Genomic DNA, 18,048 nt, shown 5'->3' on the forward strand with positions numbered 1-18,048 from the left:
AAGCGTTGGGCCTGGAACGTTTGGGCTGCCGCAAGGGTCAGGCCGGTTTTCCCTACCCTTGGTTCCTAAGATCCACCACTATCCCGGTAGCGGCATTTTCGCGTACTGCATTGATCCCTTCAATCAGCGCGCCGATGTGTTTGAAGTTTGGCGAAACCGCCACAATATTCCCCTCCGCGTCTGTGAGCCGGAGCCTGTAGGACTCGTCGCCAACACGGTGAATTTCGAACCTGCCCGCCATATGCCGGACCTCCCCTGGTCATGCTTCTTTGCAATAGCCGCTGGACCGTTCTGCTACAGTCGCGTCTTGACTGTAACGCCGGCCACGTGTCCCGGGCGAGCTACTGCCGGGTACGTTACCTTTCTCGGGCAGATTGGGTCTTGCCTGGCGGTGTGACTGGAACCGGGCTGGGAAACTCGATATGGTCCCTGGCCGTCGGGCCGTAGCTGCCGGCGGGCTGTCCCACATCACCGCTCATGTCGCCCGTTTCCCTCGCGGTGCACACGGCGGCAAGGGCATCACCTGCACGACCCGGAGCCGCTATTTGGCGTGGTCATAGGAATCGACCACGGCCACACTCACGGGGAACTCGACGGGGATGGGGCCGAACAACAGCTCCTTGGCGGCGTTGGCGGCGTCCTCGATTGCCCGGATACACTCCTCAACGCCTGCCTCAGGAGCGTGGACCATCACCTCATCGTGGAGGAAGAACACCAGTTCCGCATGAACGGAACCGTCCGTGCGCATGGCGCGCAGCCGCCGTCGTAATTCTGCCAGCCAGCAGGCTGCCCAGTCCGCTGCTGACCCCTGGACCACGAAGTTGCGGGTGAAGCGGCCGCGGGAGCGGGCGATCGAATCGGCACGCCGCTGCTCCTCCGCCGTTGCGGACTGCTGGCTCTGGAACCACCGTTCGGATGGCGGCGGGCTGCTGCGGCCCAGACGGGTTGTCACCGTGCCTCCCGCCTCGCCGTCGCGCGCTGCCTGCTCCACAAAGCCCACGGCGCGGGGATAGGTCCGTGCCAGCTGCGGCATCAGGCGGCCGGATTCGCCGGTGGTCGCGCCGTAGATTGCGCCGAGCAGTGCCACTTTTGCCTTGGCACGGTCGCCGCCGAAGCCCTGTGCGGCGATGCCTGCGTACAGGTCCTTGTCCCTCGCGGCCTCGGCCATCGTGGAGTCCTGCGCCAGTGCCACGAGGACACGGGGTTCCAGCTGAGAGGCGTCCGCAACGATCAGCTTGTGTCCTGGATCGGCGTGCACGGCACCACGGATCTGGCGGGGGATCTGCAACGCGCCGCCGCCACGGGAGGCCCAGCGGCCGGAGACGACGCCGCCCACCACATATTCGGGCTGGAACCGGCCGTTGTTGACCCACGCGTCCAGCCAGGCCCAGCCGTTGGCAGTATGAAGGCGGGAGAGTTTCTTGTAGGCAAGGAGTGGTTCGATGGCGGGGTGGCTTGATTCTTTGAGCTCCCACTGCCGGGTGCTCTTTACTTCGATGCCGTTGCGGTGCAGGGCGCGCATCAGTTCCTGCGGCGAATCAGGGTTCAGAGCGGGGGAGTCGAGCAGCCGGCGGAGTTCAGTGTTGAGCGCCTCAAGCTTCGCCGGCCGGTGGCCCAGGGGCGGCCGTGGACCCAGGTAGTCGGCCAGGATCTGTTCGTGCAGGTCCTCCCGCCAAGGGACGCCCACGTGTTGCATCTCCGCCGCGATCATGGCGCTGGCTGATTCCGCGGCGAGGAGCAGCTGAAGCCGGTTCCGCCGGTTTTCGCCGGGGCTGACTGAGGCGAGGGCCGTCTGCTGGGCGGCGTATTCGGTACGCAGTTCCTGCACGGTGTGCCGAGGCGCGGCGCGGTGGCCCAGATCATCAAAGAGGGCCCCCTGCTCGGCTGGCGGGGGAGGGGGCTGGAGCAGGCGGGGCGGCTGCTGGGGATCGTCCAGCGTGATCTTTTCTGCGTTATGCGCGTATTCGGTGTGGGCTGTGAACTGCGAATACGCCAGGATGTTGGCGCACAGGCTCAGGTCATAACAGCGGTCCAGATCCACACCTGAGGCCAGCAGCGCCGGGTACCAGTCCTGCGTACGGTGCCAGATCCAGCGCGGCGGCCCGCCCTGCGGCCGGTGTTCGAGCTGGCGTACGACGGCGGCGAGCTCGCCTGCGCTGACCAGGCGGGGCTCCGGGTTGTTCGGATGCGGATCGCCGGCCTGGGTGACTTGCTGGAGGGCAGCACCGTGGGGGTGGGCAGCGAGCAGCAGGTACATGGCTCCAATTCTGCCCTGTGCAAGAGGTGCCTCTGACCCGGCCTCCACACAGGTGCGGCCCCACGTTTGTCCACATAGGGTGGGCTGCCCCTGTCCCCTGACTGTGGCCGGGGGGAAAGTGGCTCCATGAGCAGGCACCAGCTATCTCCGTCTCCCTTCGAACGGACTCCTACTGAACGGGGCACCTCACGTGGCGCGGTGCGTCATGGGTCGCCGGCCGGAGGGGTTACTCCCGGCGGGATGTTCTTGGCCCGAGGCCCGGATCCGACTGCGGAAGCGTGGCTGCCGGATGCGGCCGGCGAAGTTCTGCTCGTCACCGGGTTGCCCTTTCTCCATAGCGAAGTGGAACGGATTGTGGCTGCCGCCGGCGGGCAATTACGGGTGGTCGCAGATGTTTCTGACGCGGCAAGATATTGGGACTCGGCGGCTGCCGTCCTTGTGGGGAGCGATGTCCGTGAACTTCCGCCACGGCGGCGGGCGCCAGCGGTGCTGGTGGGGTTGAATGGGGAAGGCGACAGCCTCTGGCATCTGGCAGCGTCCCTCGGTGCGGAACGGGTGGCTGTCTTGCCTGACGCGGCCGGTTGGCTGGCGGAACATCTGAGCAGGTCGCGCTCGCCTGAGGCCGGTGGCCTGGTGCTCGGGGTGACTGGCGGATGCGGAGGCGCAGGAGCCACCACCGCCGCCATCTGGATCGCCCAGGCGGCCGCCGCCCTGGGTGCGAGCGTGCTGATGATTGACGGGGATCCCTGGGGTGGAGGGCTTGAACTGGCGCTCGCCGCAGAGGAGACGCCCGGGCTCCGCTGGCCAGACCTTTCAGAGGCCAGTGGAAGCATCGATCCGGAGCAGTTGTCCGATTCCCTGCCCAGCGCCGGAGGCTTCTCCTTCCTCTCCTGGCCCGGCAGCCGCGAGCGTCCCGCCCCGGTGGATGCTGCCGCGAGCGGGGGCGTGCTGGATGCGGCCCGGCGCGGGTATGAGTTGGTGGTCGTGGATATCGGCCGCGGCAGCGAGCCGCTGCACACCTTCGCCTGGGACTGCGACCGTATCCTGGTGGTGGTTCCGGCCCAGCTGAAGGCGGCGGTGGCCTCGGCCCGCCTGGCGCAGGAACTGCCGCCTGTTGAGGCTGCGCTGCTGGTCAGGGGAAAGGCAGGCGCCGCCCTCGACCACGCGCTGATTTCAGACGCCGTGGGACTGCCTGTCCACGGAAGGGTCCCCGAGCTACGGGGCGTGGGTGCCGCCTCGGAGAACGGGCGGCTCCTGGAGCTGGGGAAACGGCGCAGTGTCAGGCACTTTGCGGCGTCGGTGCTGGACCTGCTCGACGGTGAAATCCCGGTGGGTGAATTTCTGTGAGCGCCCGGCCCCCCATTCCGCCGTCGGCTCTGCTCCCGCCGTCGGTTGTGCGCCGGCGCCAAGCCCGCGTCCTGGATCCCCGGGTCCTTGATTCCAGGCTGCTGGAGACCGTCCGCGAATCAGTGATGGCCGACGCCGGACCGGTCACCCCGTCACGGGTGGCCGCTGCCGTCCAGGCGACCGGCAAAGTGCTGGGAACAGCCGGCTCCCTGGCCGCCGTGGAGCGGATCAGCGCCGAGCTGAACGGGCTGGGTCCCCTCCAGGAACTGACCCGCGACGTGTCCGTGACTGACATCTTTGTCAACGCCCCGGACTCCGTGTGGGTTGACCGGGGTCAGGGAATTGAACGCAGCGCGGTGTCCTTCACCAGCGAAGCGCAGGTGCGGGCGCTGGCGTCACGGCTCGTCGCGGCGGGCGGCAGACGGCTCGACGACGGGTCTCCGTGCGTAGACGTCCGGCTCGTCGGCGGATACCGCGTGCACGCCGTGCTGCCGCCCATTTCAACCGCCGGCACGCTGCTCAGCGTCCGGATCCGGCGCGAGCAGGTGTTCACCATGGACGAGCTCCGGTCCGGCGGAATGTTCGGCAGGCTTGTCCAGGACGTGCTTGAGCGCGTTGTGGAGTACCGGCTGAGCTTCCTCATCAGCGGGGCCACGGGTTCCGGCAAAACGACGCTGCTTTCCACGCTGCTGGGTCTGTGCTCTCCGGCGGAACGGCTGGTTTTGATTGAGGACGCCTCCGAGCTGAACCCTATCCACCCGCATATCGTGTCGCTGGAATCCCGGCACGGAAACCTGGAAGGAGGCGGCGCGGTGGATCTGAACGAGTTGGTCCGTCAGGCGCTACGGATGCGGCCCGACAGGCTGGTGGTCGGCGAATGCCGCGGCGCAGAGGTCCGGGAGCTCCTCACCGCCATGAACACCGGCCACACCGGCGGAGGGGGAACCATCCACGCTAACACCGCCACCGCCGTGCCGGCCCGTCTGACAGCCCTCGGAGCACTTGCCGGGCTCGGGCAGGATGCGGTCAGGCTTCAGGCGTCCAGCGCACTCGATGTCGTTATCCATGTGGAGAGGTCCGCCCAGGGCCGCCACATCGCCTGCATCGGCCTGGTGGACGACGGACCTGGCGGCCTTGCAGTGGTTCCCGCACTGGAGAGCCGAAGCGGTGCAATCACACACGGACCTGCGTGGGCTCCGCTGGCTGCCCGGCTTGGACTCGACAGCGTGGAAGCCGCGGCATGATCGTCCTTCTGGTCGCGGCGCTGACGCTGGCCGTGTTTCTGGTCCTGAGGCCGCCCGGCGGAACCGCACGGCGCTTCCGCCGGGCCACGGGTGGCAGAGGAGCGGGCGGGCTGGGATCGAACAGGAGGGCTGGCGGCCGCGGACGTCCCGCTGCCCGCGGTGCTTTCCGTCCGGAGGCCGGTCCGGTCCCTGCAGGCAAAGGCGCCGCCAGTATTTCCATGACTCTTGTGGTGCAGCAACTCGCCGCTTTGCTGAAAGGGGGCCGTACTCAGGCGAGGCTATGGGAAGAGTTGTGGCTGGTCTACGCCTCCGGCCTTGAGACCGCGTCGAATCGGCCGGCGACGATACCGGCCGGGACTTCGGGGACTTCGCCTTCGTCGCCGGGACGGCCCCGCCCGGGGCTAAGCGCGGGGTCGGTGGCCATGCTTGGAGCCGCCCAGTCCGCCGCTTTCCGGGGCTCGCCGGTTTCCGACTCCATCAGGATCTCCGCCCCGGCCGCCTTTCCACGCCTCAATACGACAGAGCCGCGGATCTGGTTTGAACTTGCCGCGTGCTTTGACATTGCCGAGGCCAGCGGCTGTCCACTGGCCGACGTCCTGACCCGGTTCGCCGCCCAACTCGAAGTGGAGGACGACGCTGAGGCCGCGCGGCAGACAGCCCTTGCCGGCCCGAAAGCAACAGTCAGCCTGCTGACGTGGCTTCCGCTTATGGGTCTCGGCCTGGGAATCGCCCTGGGGGCCGATCCGCTGGCCGTTCTCTTAGGAACGCCCCTCGGTTTGGCCGCATTGGCTGCAGGTGCCTCTCTCACCGTGGCGGGAAGGGTCTGGTCTGCCCGTTTGGTCAGTGCTGCCGCCGGAGCAGGCGTGCCATGACGGACGCCTTCCTGCCCGGACTGGTTCTCATGGTTGCCCTAATCGCCGCGTCTTGCCTGGTCCATGCGGACCACGGCCGGGTACGGAAACGGCTGCGCCACCTACAGATGGGGCAGGAGTCCGGCCGATTCGGGGACCGTCTGAACAAAGCAGGCAGCCTGGACCACGCGGACAGCAGGGACACACGGCCAAAAGCGGTCCAGGGCGGGAGCCTGCACGGTCTGCGCGACACCGCCATGATGCTGGAACTCGTGGCCGCGATGCTCGACGCCGGGTCCGGCATCGGGCGCTCCCTGGAGCTCCTGGCAGCCTCAGCATCAAGTGACTATGCCAGATCCCTTCGTCCTGTCGTGTCGGCGCTGGCCATCGGGGCCGACTGGGAGACGGCCTGGCGGAGCTCTGAAGTACGCCTGCCGGAGATCCTGGAATTGAGGGACGCGCTGGGTTTCGCTGCAATGACCGGTGCCCCATCCTCTGCCATCCTTTACGCTCAGGCTGCCAGGCTGCGCCGCGAGAGGTTCCGGGCAGCAGAGAAACGCGCAGCCTCACTGGGTGTAAAGCTGGTCATTCCCCTCGGGCTTTGTTCGCTTCCTGCCTTCATCTGCCTGGGCGTGGTTCCGGTCCTTCTTGCGCTGGTTCCCTCCGGATCCTGAACACGTCCCGCCTGGAGGTTCCCTCCCGGCGGGCGCCGTGCAGCCATCCATGGTAAATCCGGGCTCCGGGGCCAGCTGTATGAGGGGCCGGCCTCCCGGGCCAGCCGTACGAAAGCCCCGGGGCCACTGTCGTGCCTTCCTGGCCCGGAGCCGCCCAGCTGCCCAACCAGTCCTCCACAGCCTGTTTCAGCACACTCTTTTCCACTTGGGACACCTGGGCCCTTACCGCCTCCGGCGACGCCGGGAAGAGTCGAAGTAGCCGGCAACTGGGCCGGACGACAGGAAGGAACACCATCATGACAACCAACCAAAAAGGCGTGGGAGCGGCCCGGGACTCCCGGGCAGTCAGCGTGGCGGAGGGCGAGGAGCCTTTCACTCCACTGAAGGCGGAGGGCAGCGCAGACCGCGGCAACGTGGTTGAGCTCTACCCGGGTGCCAGCCGCCCGCGGCGCCGCGGCCGTACCCGCTTCATGGGTACGGAGGTCGGAATGGCCACCGCTGAATACGCCATAGCCACGCTGGCGGCAGTGGGTTTTGCCGGACTGCTGGTTTTCATTCTGCGCAGCGACGAAGTCCGCGGTTTCCTGCTGAACCTCATCCGCACGGCGCTGGCCTTGCCATGACCACGGCACCGACCGTCTCCACCTCCCGTTCCCGCGGTAACTGCAGGGGCGGGCCGGATACGGCAGCAGGAATTGCGGGCCGTTGCAGGGATCGTGGGCCGGGGCATGAGCGCGGTGCCGTGACGGCTGAGTTCGCTGTGGCGCTGCCGGCAGTCCTGCTGCTACTGGCGCTACTGCTGGCAGGCGCGGCTACTGGAATTACGCAGCTTCGTCTGGAAGAGGCAGCACGTGCCGGTGCCAGAGCCTTGGCGCGCGGTGAAGACCCAGGCGCTGTCGAGGGGATCGTCAGGAGGCTGGCCGGAGCTTCCGCCACCGGGGCTGTGGCCGCTGACGGCGAGTGGTTTGACGTCACCGTGACTGATCGCACCGGCGGCCCGCTCGGGTCAGCCATCCCCTGGACCTTGACCGCCCGGGCTTCGACTCGCAGCGAGAGTGCCGTTGCCCTGCAGCTGCCAGGGCAGTCCGCTTCATTGCCGGAGGCCGCGGGATGAGCGGTCAGATACGGGACCACCCGGAGCGGGGCTCGGGTACCGTCCTGGCGGCAGGTCTGGCCTTGTTGGTGATCACGGCGATAATGCTGATGCTTCTGTTGGCGCAGTCAGCGGTGATGGCCAGCAGGGCGGCGGCCGCAGCGGATCTGGCAGCCCTTGCCGGCGCGGATGCACTGCGCGGACTTACCGCCGGGGAGCCGTGCCTGGTGGCCGCGGATGTGGCGGGGCGCCACGCTGCCACCCTCGTGAGCTGTACACCGGGGGCCGGCCAGACCATCGAAGTCCGGACGGAACTCCTGGCCCGGACCGTGCTCGGTGCAGGCACCGGCCAGGCGCGTGCGGGACCTCCGCCCTAGCGGAGTTCGACCTCGCTTGGAGTCACCTCGATAGCATCCTTGAGCAGGACGTCGATCAGGGTAACCGCTGCGGCCTTGTCCAGCGGATTGTTCTTGTTACCGCATTTAGGGGACTGGACGCAGGACGGACAGCCGGATTCACATTCGCAGGCTTTGATGGCGTCCCGTGTGGCGGAGAGCCACACCTTGGCCTTGTCGAAGCCGCGTTCGGCGAAGCCCGCGCCGCCGGGGTGACCGTCATACACAAAAATGGTGGGCACCCCGGTGTCGGCGTGGATGGCCGTGGACACCCCTCCGATATCCCAGCGATCACTGGACGCCACCAGCGGCAATAGGCCGATAGCCGCATGCTCAGCGGCGTGCAAGGCCCCGGGGAACTGAGCCTCGATGAGCCCGGCACCCGTCAAGGAGCGGTTTTCCACCACAAACCAGACGGCTTTCGTAAACAAGTCCCGGGCTCCCAGCTCCAGCGGCTCCTCACCCAGGATCTCGTTCGAGATCAAGGCCTTGCGCTGGAAGGACACCACCTGGGTTGTCACTTTTACGTCGCCGAAATGGACTGCAACATCGCCCCACTGGACCGTCCGCTGAGTCTCAAGCACCTCGATCTGCGTCACGTCCCGGGCTGTGGTGTAGTAGTCCGGGTTAGCCCGCCGCACCACCACGCAGTGGTCATCTTCGTTCAGGTCCTCAACGACGTAGCTGTCGCCCTGGTGGACGTAGACGGCTCCTGTGTGAGCCTGGTAATGGGTCTGGGGTGAGTCCATGGTGCCCAGCAGGGAGCCGGTGTCTGCATCCACGATGCTCACCGGGCCACCGCCGTCTGCCCTCAAATTAACCATGGCGGCAGCGCTCTGGGAGTGCGTCCAGAACCAGCCTGCGGGACGCCGGCGAAGGTACCCCTGGGCCACGAGCTGTCCCAGCAGTTTCCCGGCAGTACTGCCGAATAGTTCGAGTTCGGCCACGCCCAGGGGAAGCTCGTCCGCCGCCGCGCAGAGATGGGGTCCAAGCACATATGGATTCGAAGGATCGAACACCGTCGCCTCAACCGACACGTCGAAAATTGCCTCGGGATGGTTCACGAGGTAGGTGTCCAAGGGATCGTCACTGGCCACAAACGCGGCGATGGCGTCCTGGCCCGCCCGCCCCGCCCGGCCTATCTGCTGGAACAGGGACGCCCTGGTACCCGGCCAGCCTGCCACCAGCACGGCATCCAGCCCGGAGATGTCGATCCCCAGCTCCAAGGCGGAGGTGCTGGAGACCCCCAACAGCTCGCCGGAACGCAGGGACCGTTCCAGGGCGCGCCGCTCTTCCGGCAGGTAGCCGGACCGGTAGGCGGCCACCCGCTGCGGCAGGCTGGGATCCACCTCGTCCAGGAGGCGTTTGGTGATCGCCGAGATCGTCTCTGCTCCGCGGCGCGACTTGATGAAAGCGATGGTCCGGATCCGGGAGGAGACCAGGTTCGCGAGCAGGTCAGCTGTTTCAGCGACGGCGGTCCGCCGCTCCTTGGCACCGTTTTCGCCCTTGAGCTCGGTCAGGGCGGGCTCCCAGAAGGCCACCGTGGTTGAGCCGTGCGGGGAGCAGTCCTCCGAGACTGCCCGTACCGGCGCTCCGATCAGCCGTCCGAAGGACTTGGCCGGCTCCGAGGCTGTCGCTGATGCTGCAATGAATATCGGCTCCGGGTAGGACGTTCCCGCACCGTAGTACGCACAGATCCGGCGCAGCCGGCGCATGAGGTTGGCCACATGCGAGCCGAACACTCCGCGGTAGCTGTGGGCCTCATCCACGATCACATACCGGAGTCTGCGGAAAAATCCCGCCCACCAGGCGTGGTTCGGGAGGATGCCGAAGTGGAGCATATCCGGGTTTGCAAGGATGAAGTTGGCGTGGTCCCGGATCCAGCGGCGGGACGCGGGGTCGGTGTCGCCGTCGTAGGTCTCGGCCCGGACGGTTGGCAGCTTCAGGGAGCGGATCGCTTCGAGCTGGTCCGCGGCGAGAGCCTTGGTGGGGGAGAGGTACAGGGCTACGGCGCCGTCGTCGTGGATCTTTCCGGGTTCGGACAGCACCCGGAGCTCCGAGCGGTGGATGGCATCCAGTGCGGGCAACTGGTAAGCGAGGGACTTTCCTGAGGCGGTACCGGTCGCGATGACCACGTGGTTACCGTCATGGGCAAGATCGGCCGCCTGAATCTGGTGGCGGTAGGGCTCGTGGATGCCGACGGCGCTGTAAGCGGCGACCAAATCAGGATGCACCCAGGCCGGCCACGCTTCATGGAGAGCGGGACGGGCAGGAATGGTGCGGACATGACGGAGCTGTTCCGGATCCGGGCCGCGGCCCAGCAAAGGAATCAGGGAGTCATGGGGGTTCACCCCAACATTCTTTCACCCGAAAAATAATCGGCCCGAAAACTAAGGAGTCCGGATCACGAGGTCCGGGTGTATCCAGCCCCGGTCATTCCATCCGTGTCATGCAACAGAAAGATCAGAACCCTCTTCGGACGCGGACAGCATCAGCACGCGGCAGACAGCTGACCAGCCCAGGTGGGAATACAGCTTCTGCCCGTCCAGGGACGCCAGCAGCAGGCCGTTCTCCACATCGTGCGCGAAAGCCTGGGCGGCCAGCGCCTTCATGATGAAGCTGCCCAGGCCCCGGCGCTGGAAAGCCGGCTCGGTGACGATTTTGTCGAAGATGGCCGTCTTCCCCAACACAAAGACCCTGCCGCTGGCCGCAACAGTCTCACCTGAGCGGACCACGGCGTGATGCACGCCGTCCAGCTCGGACGTGGTGAGGGAGAGGTCGTCGTCGGAGAGCCACGGATCTTCCGCATCCTGGGTTTCCATATCCACGATCATCATCGACTGCGAGGCCGAGGTGACGTTCAGCCTGTGCGTCTCGGCCAGCTGCGTGTAACGGGCGGCGTCGTTGCTTAGGATGGTCAGAACCCGGGCCGGAGCTTCGGCGGCCTTTGCTGCCAATGCGGCGAACTCGTCGTCGGAAGGGTCGTGGGCGAAATACTCCCATTCCCCGGTGGTATCAGCCCGCAGGGCAGCGGGAAAGCGGCCCTCCGTGGCAGTCTGGTAGCCGCGGCAACCGGCCCAGCCGGCCACCCAGACTTCAAGAAGGCGGGTAATGTCTCCAACCATGGCGTCCGGACTCATGTGATGAGACTATTCCAGCCCTGCCACAAGCAACAGAGTTTCACTGCGTGGATGTGACCCCTTATGCAATTGTGATGCGGGCAAGCCAGTACCCTTAAATACGTGGCTTTGAACCGAATTGTGCTCTTTTACGGCTTTACCCCCATCGCGGATCCGGACGCGGTCCGGCTCTGGCAGCGCGCCCTCTGCGAGAAGCTCGGGCTCACGGGACGCATCCTTATTTCAAAAGACGGCATCAATGCCACAGTCGGCGGCGAGATCGGCGCCGTCAAGCAATACGTGAAAACCACCCGCGAGTACAGGGGCTTTCACGGCATCGACGTGAAATGGTCCGACGGCGGCGCGGGGGACTTCCCCCGGCTCAGCGTTAAGGTCCGGGACGAGATTGTCTCCTTCGGCGCCCCAGGTGAACTCAAGGTCGATGCGACCGGCGTGGTGGGCGGCGGCACGCACCTCACGCCCGAAGAGTTGCATGAGCTGGTGGACGCCAGGAAGCAGGCCGGGGAGGACGTAGTGTTCTTCGACGGCCGCAACGCCTTCGAGGCGCAGATCGGCCGGTTTAAGGACGCGGTGGTCCCCGATGTGGCTACCACGCATGATTTCATCGAGGAGCTCGACTCGGGTAAATACGATGCGCTCAAGGACAAACCGGTGGTCACCTACTGCACCGGCGGCATCCGCTGCGAAGTACTCTCCAGCCTGATGGTGAACCGCGGCTTCAAGGAGGTCTATCAGCTGGACGGCGGTATTGTCCGCTACGGGGAAACATTTAAGGACCAGGGCCTGTGGGAGGGCTCGCTGTACGTCTTCGACAAGCGCATGCACCTGGAGTTCAGCGAGGATGCCAAGACCATCGGCGAATGCGTGCGTTGTGCCGCGCCGACCAGCAAATTCGAGAACTGCTCCAACCTCAGCTGTCGCACCCTTACGCTCTACTGCGCCGAATGCGCTTCGAGTCCGGAGACCTTGCGCTGCCCAGAAGGCTGCGCTGCCTGAACCTGTGCTGCCTGAACCTGCGCTGCCTGAAGAGGCACACCCCGGGAGCACCCTCAGAACCGTGTCAGCCTGATTGCGTAGTTGGCCGCGTACCGGGCCTCCACCCGGAAAGTCAGCGCCGATTCCCGCGAAAGGTAAACCACGTTCTCCCGGCTTAATCCGCAGCGCAATCCCAGATCCACCAAGGTGTATTCGTCGGTCCGGACGGTGAAGGTGACCCGCCGGTGGCTCTTGCAGACCAACGCCAACGCGTACGTTCCGACCGGCAGGTCCTGGGCTTCCTCCGTCCGGACCTCCCCCGGGGTCAGCAGGCCTGCTGCGACGTGGATGACCTCCCGTTCCGTCTCGGGCAACGCTTCCTTCAGCCAGTCGCCGAGTTCAGCCTCGGTGACAGGCTCGTCCTCCAGGGCGTCATTGAGGAACGCAGGATCCGGAACGGCCGGCGCCGCCGTGCTGCGGTCAAGACGGCTCGGGCCCTCGTCGTAGCTGTATTCACACCCCGTCAGCGATGCTCCGGCCACCAGGGCGCCAGCGGCCCAAAGCGCGACGGCGGCCCTGGCACGGGGGCGCGTCCGGGCCATTCGCGGCGGGCAGGAGCCCGGGAGGGGAATCCCATTGCGGCGCGATGGCGCCCCTCGGGCGGCGGGCATACTCCGACTGTAGGCCGGGCGCTGATGGTAAGCCAGAGGTGTGCCTACCCTCGACAGGACTAGGGGGTACCAGGCGTATTGCCGGTACCCGCCGAGACCGGGCCCGACCGCAAATCTACGAGCAATTCCCTCGGGACACCGCAGGCAACACTGAGCCTAAGCGCTACCCGGACTCGACGAGCTGGTAGGCAAACAGTACGGGCGCATCCACGCTGGATGCACTGATTTCCAGCGGTCCGGATTCCGCAAGAGTGACCTTCACACTCTCCCGGGTGCCGTAGCAGGCCGCCCCGAGATCCACTACCTCACGTCCGCCCGAGGTCACAGCCAGGAATGCCTTGCCGCCGCCTTCGCACGCCAGCGTCAGGGTATAGGTGCCAGCGGGCACATCCCGGTTGCGGACCACCGGCTGCGCGTTGAGGATCTTGCCGGAGTCCTCCGCCACGGTTCCCCCAGCGGACGGCAGCGCAGTGGCCTGCCAGGCCGGAACATCCGCATTCTCTACCGAAAGCTGCTGGGCGCAACCGGAAACAGCCACCAGGAGGCCGGCAGCAGCAACCGCTGAGAGGGCGCGCGGAAGGGAAGGAGGAACCAGAACCATGCCTCCAACTTACCCGGCAATCGCTACCCGGCGATCAGCTCCTGCACCTCGCCCTGGTGCAGTGCCACATAAACGCGGTCCCGTAGCGCATTGGCCTCCTGGTCCGTTAGGGTCCGGTCCAGCGGCTGCAGTACCAGCCGGAGCAGTACGTTCACCTCGCCGGGAGCCATACGCAGGCGTTCGACGGCGGCCGGCGGCAGCACCGCCGTCGGCGTCACAGCTTTGACCTCCAAGGCGGCAAGTATCTCAGCGTCCGCTCCCAGGGCTGTGCGGGCCAGGTCGCCGAGGAGCTCGACGTCGGCCCCGGCTTCCGAGGACAGCACGAGTGAGAGGTCCCGCCGGATTTCCGGCATGGCCGAGACGGGACGGTACGGCGAAAGGTCCAGCAGTTGCGCCCTGACGTCTGGATGGCGTGAGCGCAGGAGCCGGATGTCCGTGATCCCCTTCCGCAGCATCAACGCCCGGTCCAAACCCATGCCGAGGGCAAGGCCCGCCCAGCGGCGGGGATCCAGGCCTGAACCACGCAGGACCGGCGCGGCAACAAGCCCGCACTCGGCCATTTCCAGCCATTCGCTGCGCCCGTCAGGCTGACTCACCAGCACATCCAGCTGCATTCCTGCCGCGGTGTAGTTGTGCCGGGCCGGGGTGGCGCGCCACTGGACGCCGGGGTGCTCGGAGGGTGGGAGCACGGCTTCCACCACGGCGGCCATCATGGTCTCGAGGTCGGACGGTCCCAGCAGCCCGCGCGCCTTGAGCCGCCAGAGATCCAGCTGGTGCGGAGCCCCCACGTGGGTGCGGTCAATCGCGTCGCGGCGGTACACGAGCCCCGGAAGCACATGCAGCATGTCGTAGTGGCCCAGCTCGCCGCGGAGTGAATCCAGCAGGGCGGGAATGCCGGCGGACGTATGGCTTCGCAGCATCACTGTAGGGCTCACATGGCGGGAATAGCGCGAGTCCCGGGTAACGTCGTCGGGCGAATATCCGAGCCGGTCATAATTGTCGGCCGTGGCCACCAGCGGATTCAGCCGGTGGGTGACCGACGGAACGCCCCAGAGCCGTTCCAGTGCTGCAACGACGTCGGCGAGGAGCAGCTGCATGGCGTGCGGGCCCCCGTCGGGATTGGAAAGGTCGCGCAGGGACAAAGCGGAGTCGAGCTGGGCAAGTGAAAGGTAGTTCTTCATGTCGGGTCCTTGATTCATCGGTTGCGGGAGGGGGACATCACCCTCAGCCGCTGCGCCGCACGGACCCCGGCAGCTCCAGTCAGGCGCGCGATGGGAAGCCCGTGCGGCCGGTAAGCGGCCGAGGGCTGATAAATCGCTGCTGCGTGTGCATGGGTCCATGATACGCCCGCCCTCCCGGGGCCTCTTGACCTTGACGCTACGTCAACATTTAGAGTCGAGTTATCGGCCCAAGGAGCGGGGAAGGAGGAAGCGATGGACTGGTCCATTCAGGACATAGCCCGGATCGCCGGCACCACCAGCCGGACGCTGCGCCACTACGACGACATCGGCCTGCTCAAACCCAGCCGCACCGGGCATAACGGCTACCGGTATTACAACCAGGCCGCGCTGGTCCAGCTCCAGCGCATCCTGCTCCTCCGCGGGCTGGGGCTGGGGCTGCCGGTGATCAGTCAGGTGCTCGACGACGAAGCGGACGCCACCAAGGCGCTCGCCGGCCACCTGGAGTGGCTCAAGCAGGAACAGGACAGGCTGGCGCGGCAGATCGCGTCGGTCACGCAAACCATCGAAGCAGTGAAAGGAGGTGGCGAAATCATGGCGGAAGACATGTTCGACGGTTTCGACCACACGCAGTACAAGGACGAGGTGGAGGAGCGCTGGGGCAAGGACGCCTATGCCAAGGGTGACTCGTGGTGGCGCGGCATGAGCGCCGACGAGAAGAGCGCGTGGAAGCAGCGGTCCCGGCAACTGGGTGCCGACTGGATTACCGCCGCCACCTCCGGCATCGCCCCGGACAGCGCGGAGGCCCAAGCGATGGCCAAGCGGCACGTCGAGTGGCTGACGGGGATCCCGGGTACGCCGGCGTCGGATGTGGCTGGTGAAGTAAACGACGGCGGGAAGGCTCGCCTCAAGGCCTACGTCACGGGCCTCGGCGAGATGTACGTCGCCGATGCGCGGTTCGCCGCCAATTACGGCGGCCAGGACGGCGCGGCCTTTGTCCGGGACGCGCTCGCGTTTTATGCGGAGCAGAACCTGTAACCCGCCGCCAATAGACTTGACCGGTGACTGACTCCACGCATTTTTCGGCCGGCAACACCCCAGATGCTCCCCGCAGCGACCTCCCCGGGCTGCTGACGTCGCTGGCCGCTGACCTGCGCCGCGTGGGGTACACGCTCGACGGTGTGGCCAACCTGCTGGGTGACTCAGCCAACCGCGCCCTGGATCGGGACCAGCTCATCCCCGCCCTGCTCGCTACTGAAAACTCCACCCGCGAGGCAGGCACCGCGGGGCTCGCCGCCGTCGTCCGCCTCTGGCTCCTGGCGGTACCGCAAAGGCGGGAAACGCTCGACGCCGCCCTTCCAGAGATCCGTGCGGAGGGCCTCCTCGAGCTGGGGCTCATTGAGCCCGTGCCCGGCTCGGGGCTGTTGGCCGCGAAGGCCGATCTGCGGCCGTATGGCTGGGCGGGAGATCCCGCAACAGACACTGATGGAAGAGGCGGCGCGGAGCTCTGGGTGGCGAGTGACCTCGCAGCGCACCAGCAGACCGGGGTGCTCCGGCACGACCACGTGCTGGGAATCGGCCAGGCCTCGACCACGCTAGTGCAGACCACCGTCCGCCGGAACGTGGCCAGGGCCCTGGACCTGGGCACGGGCTGCGGTATCCAGACGTTCCACCTCCTGCTCCACGCCGGGCACGTGACCGCCACGGACATATCCGAGCGGGCACTTGCCTTCACCCGCTTCAACCTTCTCCTTAATGCGGCTGCGCTGCGCCTGGACACTGACCACCTCGAGGACCGGGTGAGCCTGCGGTTGGGATCCCTGCTGACTCCCGTGGCCGGTGAAGAGTTTGACCTGGTGGTGTCCAACCCGCCGTTCGTGATCACGCCGCGAAGCCTTGCCGAGGACGCCTCGGCCCAGTTCACGTACCGGGACGGGGGCCTGCCCGGGGACGAAATAGTCGCCTCGCTCGTGGCGGCGTTGCCTGGAGTACTGGCCCGGGGCGGGACCGCGCAGCTGCTGGGAAACTGGGAGATTCCCGCCGGAACTACGTGGTCGGAGCGGCCGCAGGAATGGGTCAGCCCGGACACGGACGCTTGGTTCATCCAGCGCGAGCAGGTGGGCCCGGAGCAGTATGCCGAGACCTGGCTCCAGGATGCCTCCGAGTCCCGCGACCGCCGGCATTACCAGGACGCCTACGCCGCCTACCTGGCCGACTTCGCCTCGCGGGACGTGGAGGGCATCGGATTCGGCATGGTCTTGCTGCGCCGTCCGCCCGTTCCTGGGCCCGGCTCCGCCACCATCAGCCGGTTCGAGGAAATCACGTACCCCATCGAACAGCCGATCGGCCCCCACCTGGGCGCCGCCGTCGAACGTTCAGACTGGCTCGCCATCAACAGTCTGGAGGACGCGCACCTGCTGGTGGCGGACGACGTCACGGAGGAACGCCACCAGCGCCCGGGTGCGGAGCACCCGGGCGTAATCCTGCTGCGCCAGGGCGCCGGGCTGCGCCGGACCAACCTGCTCAGCACCGAGCTGGCCGGGTTTGTCTCGGCCTGCGACGGCGACCTGTCCGTGCGGCAGATCATCGGCGCCCTCGCGGCACTGTTGGGCGGCAGCCTGGCCGGGGAGGACGGGTTCGACGGCGACGCCTTCCGCGTCGGGCTGCTCACCGAGGTGGGTAACCTGGTGCGGGACGGCTTCCTGCTGCCGGCCTGATTGCTTTAGCTCCGGTCGATCCGGTCCCTCCGGCCGATCCGGTTGCTCCGGAGTGATATCAAGCGTTCGCTTCACAGCTGAGGGGTGCTGGATACACTGGTGCCGTGAATACGGAATCCGCAGGACCGGCAGCCACGGCCGGGCGGCAGAACCGTGCCGAGGCCACGGTGGAAATCACCGATCCCAAGGCGATCCGCGCCCTGGCCCACGCTGCCCGGCTGGAGGTCATCTCCGAGCTGTTTTCCACCCAGGTCAGCCGCACGGCCACGGAACTTGCCGTGCAGACCGGGCTGACCCCCAGCGCCATGAGCTACCACCTGCGGGCGTTGCAGAAGTGGGGGATCGTGGTGCCGGCCGGCGCGTCAGGTGATGCCCGGGAGCGCCGCTGGAAGGCCGCCGGAACTGACTTCACCATCAACTCCGGCGGGGGACCGGCCAGCCCGGAGTTCGCTGTCCTGGACCTGGAACTCGATGCGTTCCGACGCCGCGCTGCCGCCTACGCCCGGGCCCGCGACGAACGCCGCCGCAGCGGCGCACCTGCCGAGGCGCCCACCGCCGTCGCCCTCGCCACCAGCTTGCTGTACCTCACCCGCGAACAGCAGGCCGAACTGACCGAACGCCTGTTCGGGCTGCTCAGCGAGTACGAGCTGGATGATCCGCACCGGATACCCGAGGGAGCCGAACGGATGGCCGCCATGTGGTCGCTGATTCCGGACGACCGTTCCGTCACCGCGCAGACCATTGCTGCCGCAGCAGAAGGGCCAGCTGAAGACGCACCGGGCACTGTGTAAACGCCGGAAATCCGACTCTTCACCGCCAGACGAAAAGCCGCACGTTTTCCACAGGAATGCGCATGTTTGTCCAAAATATGGTGAACTAGGCCAATATGGGCTCATCTGCCCCAG

The 18,048-nt window shown here is 66.8% G+C and carries 18 protein-coding genes; 11 read left to right on the top strand and 7 right to left on the bottom strand.

All coding sequences use genetic code 11. The features are described 5' to 3' along the window. Positions 1–52: 52 nt before the first annotated feature. Together J7E83_RS09370 and J7E83_RS09375 are read right to left on the bottom strand one after the other, a co-directional pair. A complete protein-coding gene (locus J7E83_RS09370) occupies positions 53–241 on the bottom strand; it encodes a DUF1508 domain-containing protein (protein WP_214961329.1) in 189 nt (62 codons plus the stop codon). A 300-nt stretch (positions 242–541) separates the two neighbouring features. Then, entirely contained in the window at positions 542–2,257 is a 1,716-nt protein-coding gene (locus tag J7E83_RS09375; RefSeq protein ID WP_214961331.1) for a bifunctional 3'-5' exonuclease/DNA polymerase, read from the bottom strand. A gap of 240 nt (positions 2,258–2,497) precedes the next feature. On the opposite strand from J7E83_RS09375, the gene ssd reads away from it, so the two are divergent. The 7 genes from ssd to J7E83_RS09410 all read left to right on the top strand — a co-directional run bounded on the left by ssd (position 2,498) and on the right by J7E83_RS09410 (position 7,843). Next, positions 2,498–3,604 carry a septum site-determining protein Ssd gene (ssd, locus tag J7E83_RS09380; RefSeq protein ID WP_214961333.1) on the top strand — a complete coding sequence of 369 codons (1,107 nt, stop codon included), beginning with the start codon at positions 2,498–2,500 and terminating at the stop codon, positions 3,602–3,604. Further along, positions 3,601–4,848 (top strand): TadA family conjugal transfer-associated ATPase, encoded by a 1,248-nt coding sequence (locus tag J7E83_RS09385; RefSeq protein WP_396020526.1) that lies wholly within the window; start codon positions 3,601–3,603, stop codon positions 4,846–4,848. The genes ssd and J7E83_RS09385 overlap by 4 nt, the downstream gene beginning before the upstream one ends. Further along, positions 4,845–5,720: a type II secretion system F family protein gene (locus J7E83_RS09390; protein ID WP_214961335.1), complete on the top strand. Its 876-nt coding sequence runs from the start codon at positions 4,845–4,847 to the stop codon at positions 5,718–5,720. Before J7E83_RS09385 ends, J7E83_RS09390 begins: the two co-directional genes overlap by 4 nt. After that, positions 5,717–6,373 (top strand): type II secretion system F family protein, encoded by a 657-nt coding sequence (locus J7E83_RS09395; RefSeq protein WP_214961337.1) that lies wholly within the window; start codon positions 5,717–5,719, stop codon positions 6,371–6,373. Before J7E83_RS09390 ends, J7E83_RS09395 begins: the two co-directional genes overlap by 4 nt. A 296-nt stretch (positions 6,374–6,669) precedes the next feature. After that, positions 6,670–6,996: a DUF4244 domain-containing protein gene (locus J7E83_RS09400; protein WP_214961339.1), complete on the top strand. Its 327-nt coding sequence runs from the start codon at positions 6,670–6,672 to the stop codon at positions 6,994–6,996. A gap of 119 nt (positions 6,997–7,115) precedes the next feature. After that, a complete protein-coding gene (locus J7E83_RS21405; RefSeq protein WP_311379623.1) occupies positions 7,116–7,487 on the top strand; it encodes a TadE family type IV pilus minor pilin in 372 nt (123 codons plus the stop codon). Continuing rightward, positions 7,484–7,843, top strand: coding sequence for an Rv3654c family TadE-like protein (locus J7E83_RS09410; protein ID WP_214961342.1), 360 nt, complete (start codon positions 7,484–7,486; stop codon positions 7,841–7,843). Before J7E83_RS21405 ends, J7E83_RS09410 begins: the two co-directional genes overlap by 4 nt. On the opposite strand, the gene J7E83_RS09415 is transcribed toward J7E83_RS09410, so the two are convergent. Together J7E83_RS09415 and J7E83_RS09420 are read right to left on the bottom strand one after the other, a co-directional pair. Beyond that, a complete protein-coding gene (locus J7E83_RS09415; protein ID WP_214961344.1) occupies positions 7,840–10,212 on the bottom strand; it encodes a DEAD/DEAH box helicase in 2,373 nt (790 codons plus the stop codon). The genes J7E83_RS09410 and J7E83_RS09415 overlap by 4 nt on opposite strands. Before the next feature lie 96 nt (positions 10,213–10,308). Then, positions 10,309–11,001 carry a GNAT family N-acetyltransferase gene (locus J7E83_RS09420; protein ID WP_214961346.1) on the bottom strand — a complete coding sequence of 231 codons (693 nt, stop codon included), beginning with the start codon at positions 10,999–11,001 and terminating at the stop codon, positions 10,309–10,311. Between the two features lie 102 nt (positions 11,002–11,103). Between J7E83_RS09420 and J7E83_RS09425 the strand changes: the two genes are divergently transcribed. After that, positions 11,104–11,997 carry a rhodanese-related sulfurtransferase gene (locus J7E83_RS09425; RefSeq protein ID WP_214961349.1) on the top strand — a complete coding sequence of 298 codons (894 nt, stop codon included), beginning with the start codon at positions 11,104–11,106 and terminating at the stop codon, positions 11,995–11,997. A gap of 53 nt (positions 11,998–12,050) precedes the next feature. Here the strand turns inward: J7E83_RS09425 and J7E83_RS09430 are convergent, their stop codons facing one another. The 3 genes from J7E83_RS09430 to J7E83_RS09440 form a co-directional block, all read right to left on the bottom strand. Further along, entirely contained in the window at positions 12,051–12,647 is a 597-nt protein-coding gene (locus J7E83_RS09430; RefSeq protein WP_251043673.1) for a hypothetical protein, read from the bottom strand. Between the two features lie 163 nt (positions 12,648–12,810). Continuing rightward, positions 12,811–13,248, bottom strand: coding sequence for a hypothetical protein (locus J7E83_RS09435; RefSeq protein WP_214961351.1), 438 nt, complete (start codon positions 13,246–13,248; stop codon positions 12,811–12,813). 23 nt (positions 13,249–13,271) lie between these two features. Next, positions 13,272–14,429: a hypothetical protein gene (locus J7E83_RS09440; protein WP_214961353.1), complete on the bottom strand. Its 1,158-nt coding sequence runs from the start codon at positions 14,427–14,429 to the stop codon at positions 13,272–13,274. A 252-nt stretch (positions 14,430–14,681) separates the two neighbouring features. On the opposite strand from J7E83_RS09440, the gene J7E83_RS09445 reads away from it, so the two are divergent. The 3 genes from J7E83_RS09445 to J7E83_RS09455 all read left to right on the top strand — a co-directional run bounded on the left by J7E83_RS09445 (position 14,682) and on the right by J7E83_RS09455 (position 17,934). Further along, on the top strand, positions 14,682–15,464 hold the full coding sequence (locus tag J7E83_RS09445; protein ID WP_214961354.1) for a MerR family transcriptional regulator: 783 nt from the start codon (positions 14,682–14,684) through the stop codon (positions 15,462–15,464). A 23-nt stretch (positions 15,465–15,487) separates the two neighbouring features. After that, positions 15,488–17,143, top strand: a complete 1,656-nt coding sequence (locus J7E83_RS09450; protein ID WP_214961356.1) for a methyltransferase — start codon at positions 15,488–15,490, stop codon at positions 17,141–17,143. A gap of 104 nt (positions 17,144–17,247) precedes the next feature. Then, positions 17,248–17,934: a helix-turn-helix transcriptional regulator gene (locus J7E83_RS09455; RefSeq protein WP_214961358.1), complete on the top strand. Its 687-nt coding sequence runs from the start codon at positions 17,248–17,250 to the stop codon at positions 17,932–17,934. The last annotated feature ends 114 nt before the right edge of the window (positions 17,935–18,048 follow it).

It is taken from the genome of Arthrobacter sp. ISL-48, from assembly GCF_018613805.1.
In the GTDB taxonomy this organism is placed as follows: Bacteria; Actinomycetota; Actinomycetes; order Actinomycetales; family Micrococcaceae; genus Arthrobacter.

Bases quoted from the DNA above. Each gene is read 5' to 3' on its own strand.
- J7E83_RS09400 (WP_214961339.1), top strand. From the start codon at position 6,670: ATGACAACCAACCAAAAAGGCGTGGGAGCGGCCCGGGACTCCCGGGCA.
- ssd (WP_214961333.1), top strand. From the start codon at position 2,498: ATGTTCTTGGCCCGAGGCCCGGATCCGACTGCGGAAGCGTGGCTGCCG.
- J7E83_RS09410 (WP_214961342.1), top strand. From the start codon at position 7,484: ATGAGCGGTCAGATACGGGACCACCCGGAGCGGGGCTCGGGTACCGTC.
- J7E83_RS09390 (WP_214961335.1), top strand. From the start codon at position 4,845: ATGATCGTCCTTCTGGTCGCGGCGCTGACGCTGGCCGTGTTTCTGGTC.
- J7E83_RS09445 (WP_214961354.1), top strand. From the start codon at position 14,682: ATGGACTGGTCCATTCAGGACATAGCCCGGATCGCCGGCACCACCAGC.
- J7E83_RS09370 (WP_214961329.1), bottom strand. From the start codon at position 241: ATGGCGGGCAGGTTCGAAATTCACCGTGTTGGCGACGAGTCCTACAGG.
- J7E83_RS09375 (WP_214961331.1), bottom strand. From the start codon at position 2,257: ATGTACCTGCTGCTCGCTGCCCACCCCCACGGTGCTGCCCTCCAGCAA.
- J7E83_RS09435 (WP_214961351.1), bottom strand. From the start codon at position 13,248: ATGGTTCTGGTTCCTCCTTCCCTTCCGCGCGCCCTCTCAGCGGTTGCT.
- J7E83_RS09430 (WP_251043673.1), bottom strand. From the start codon at position 12,647: ATGCCCGCCGCCCGAGGGGCGCCATCGCGCCGCAATGGGATTCCCCTC.
- J7E83_RS09440 (WP_214961353.1), bottom strand. From the start codon at position 14,429: ATGAAGAACTACCTTTCACTTGCCCAGCTCGACTCCGCTTTGTCCCTG.
- J7E83_RS09420 (WP_214961346.1), bottom strand. From the start codon at position 11,001: ATGAGTCCGGACGCCATGGTTGGAGACATTACCCGCCTTCTTGAAGTC.
- J7E83_RS09395 (WP_214961337.1), top strand. From the start codon at position 5,717: ATGACGGACGCCTTCCTGCCCGGACTGGTTCTCATGGTTGCCCTAATC.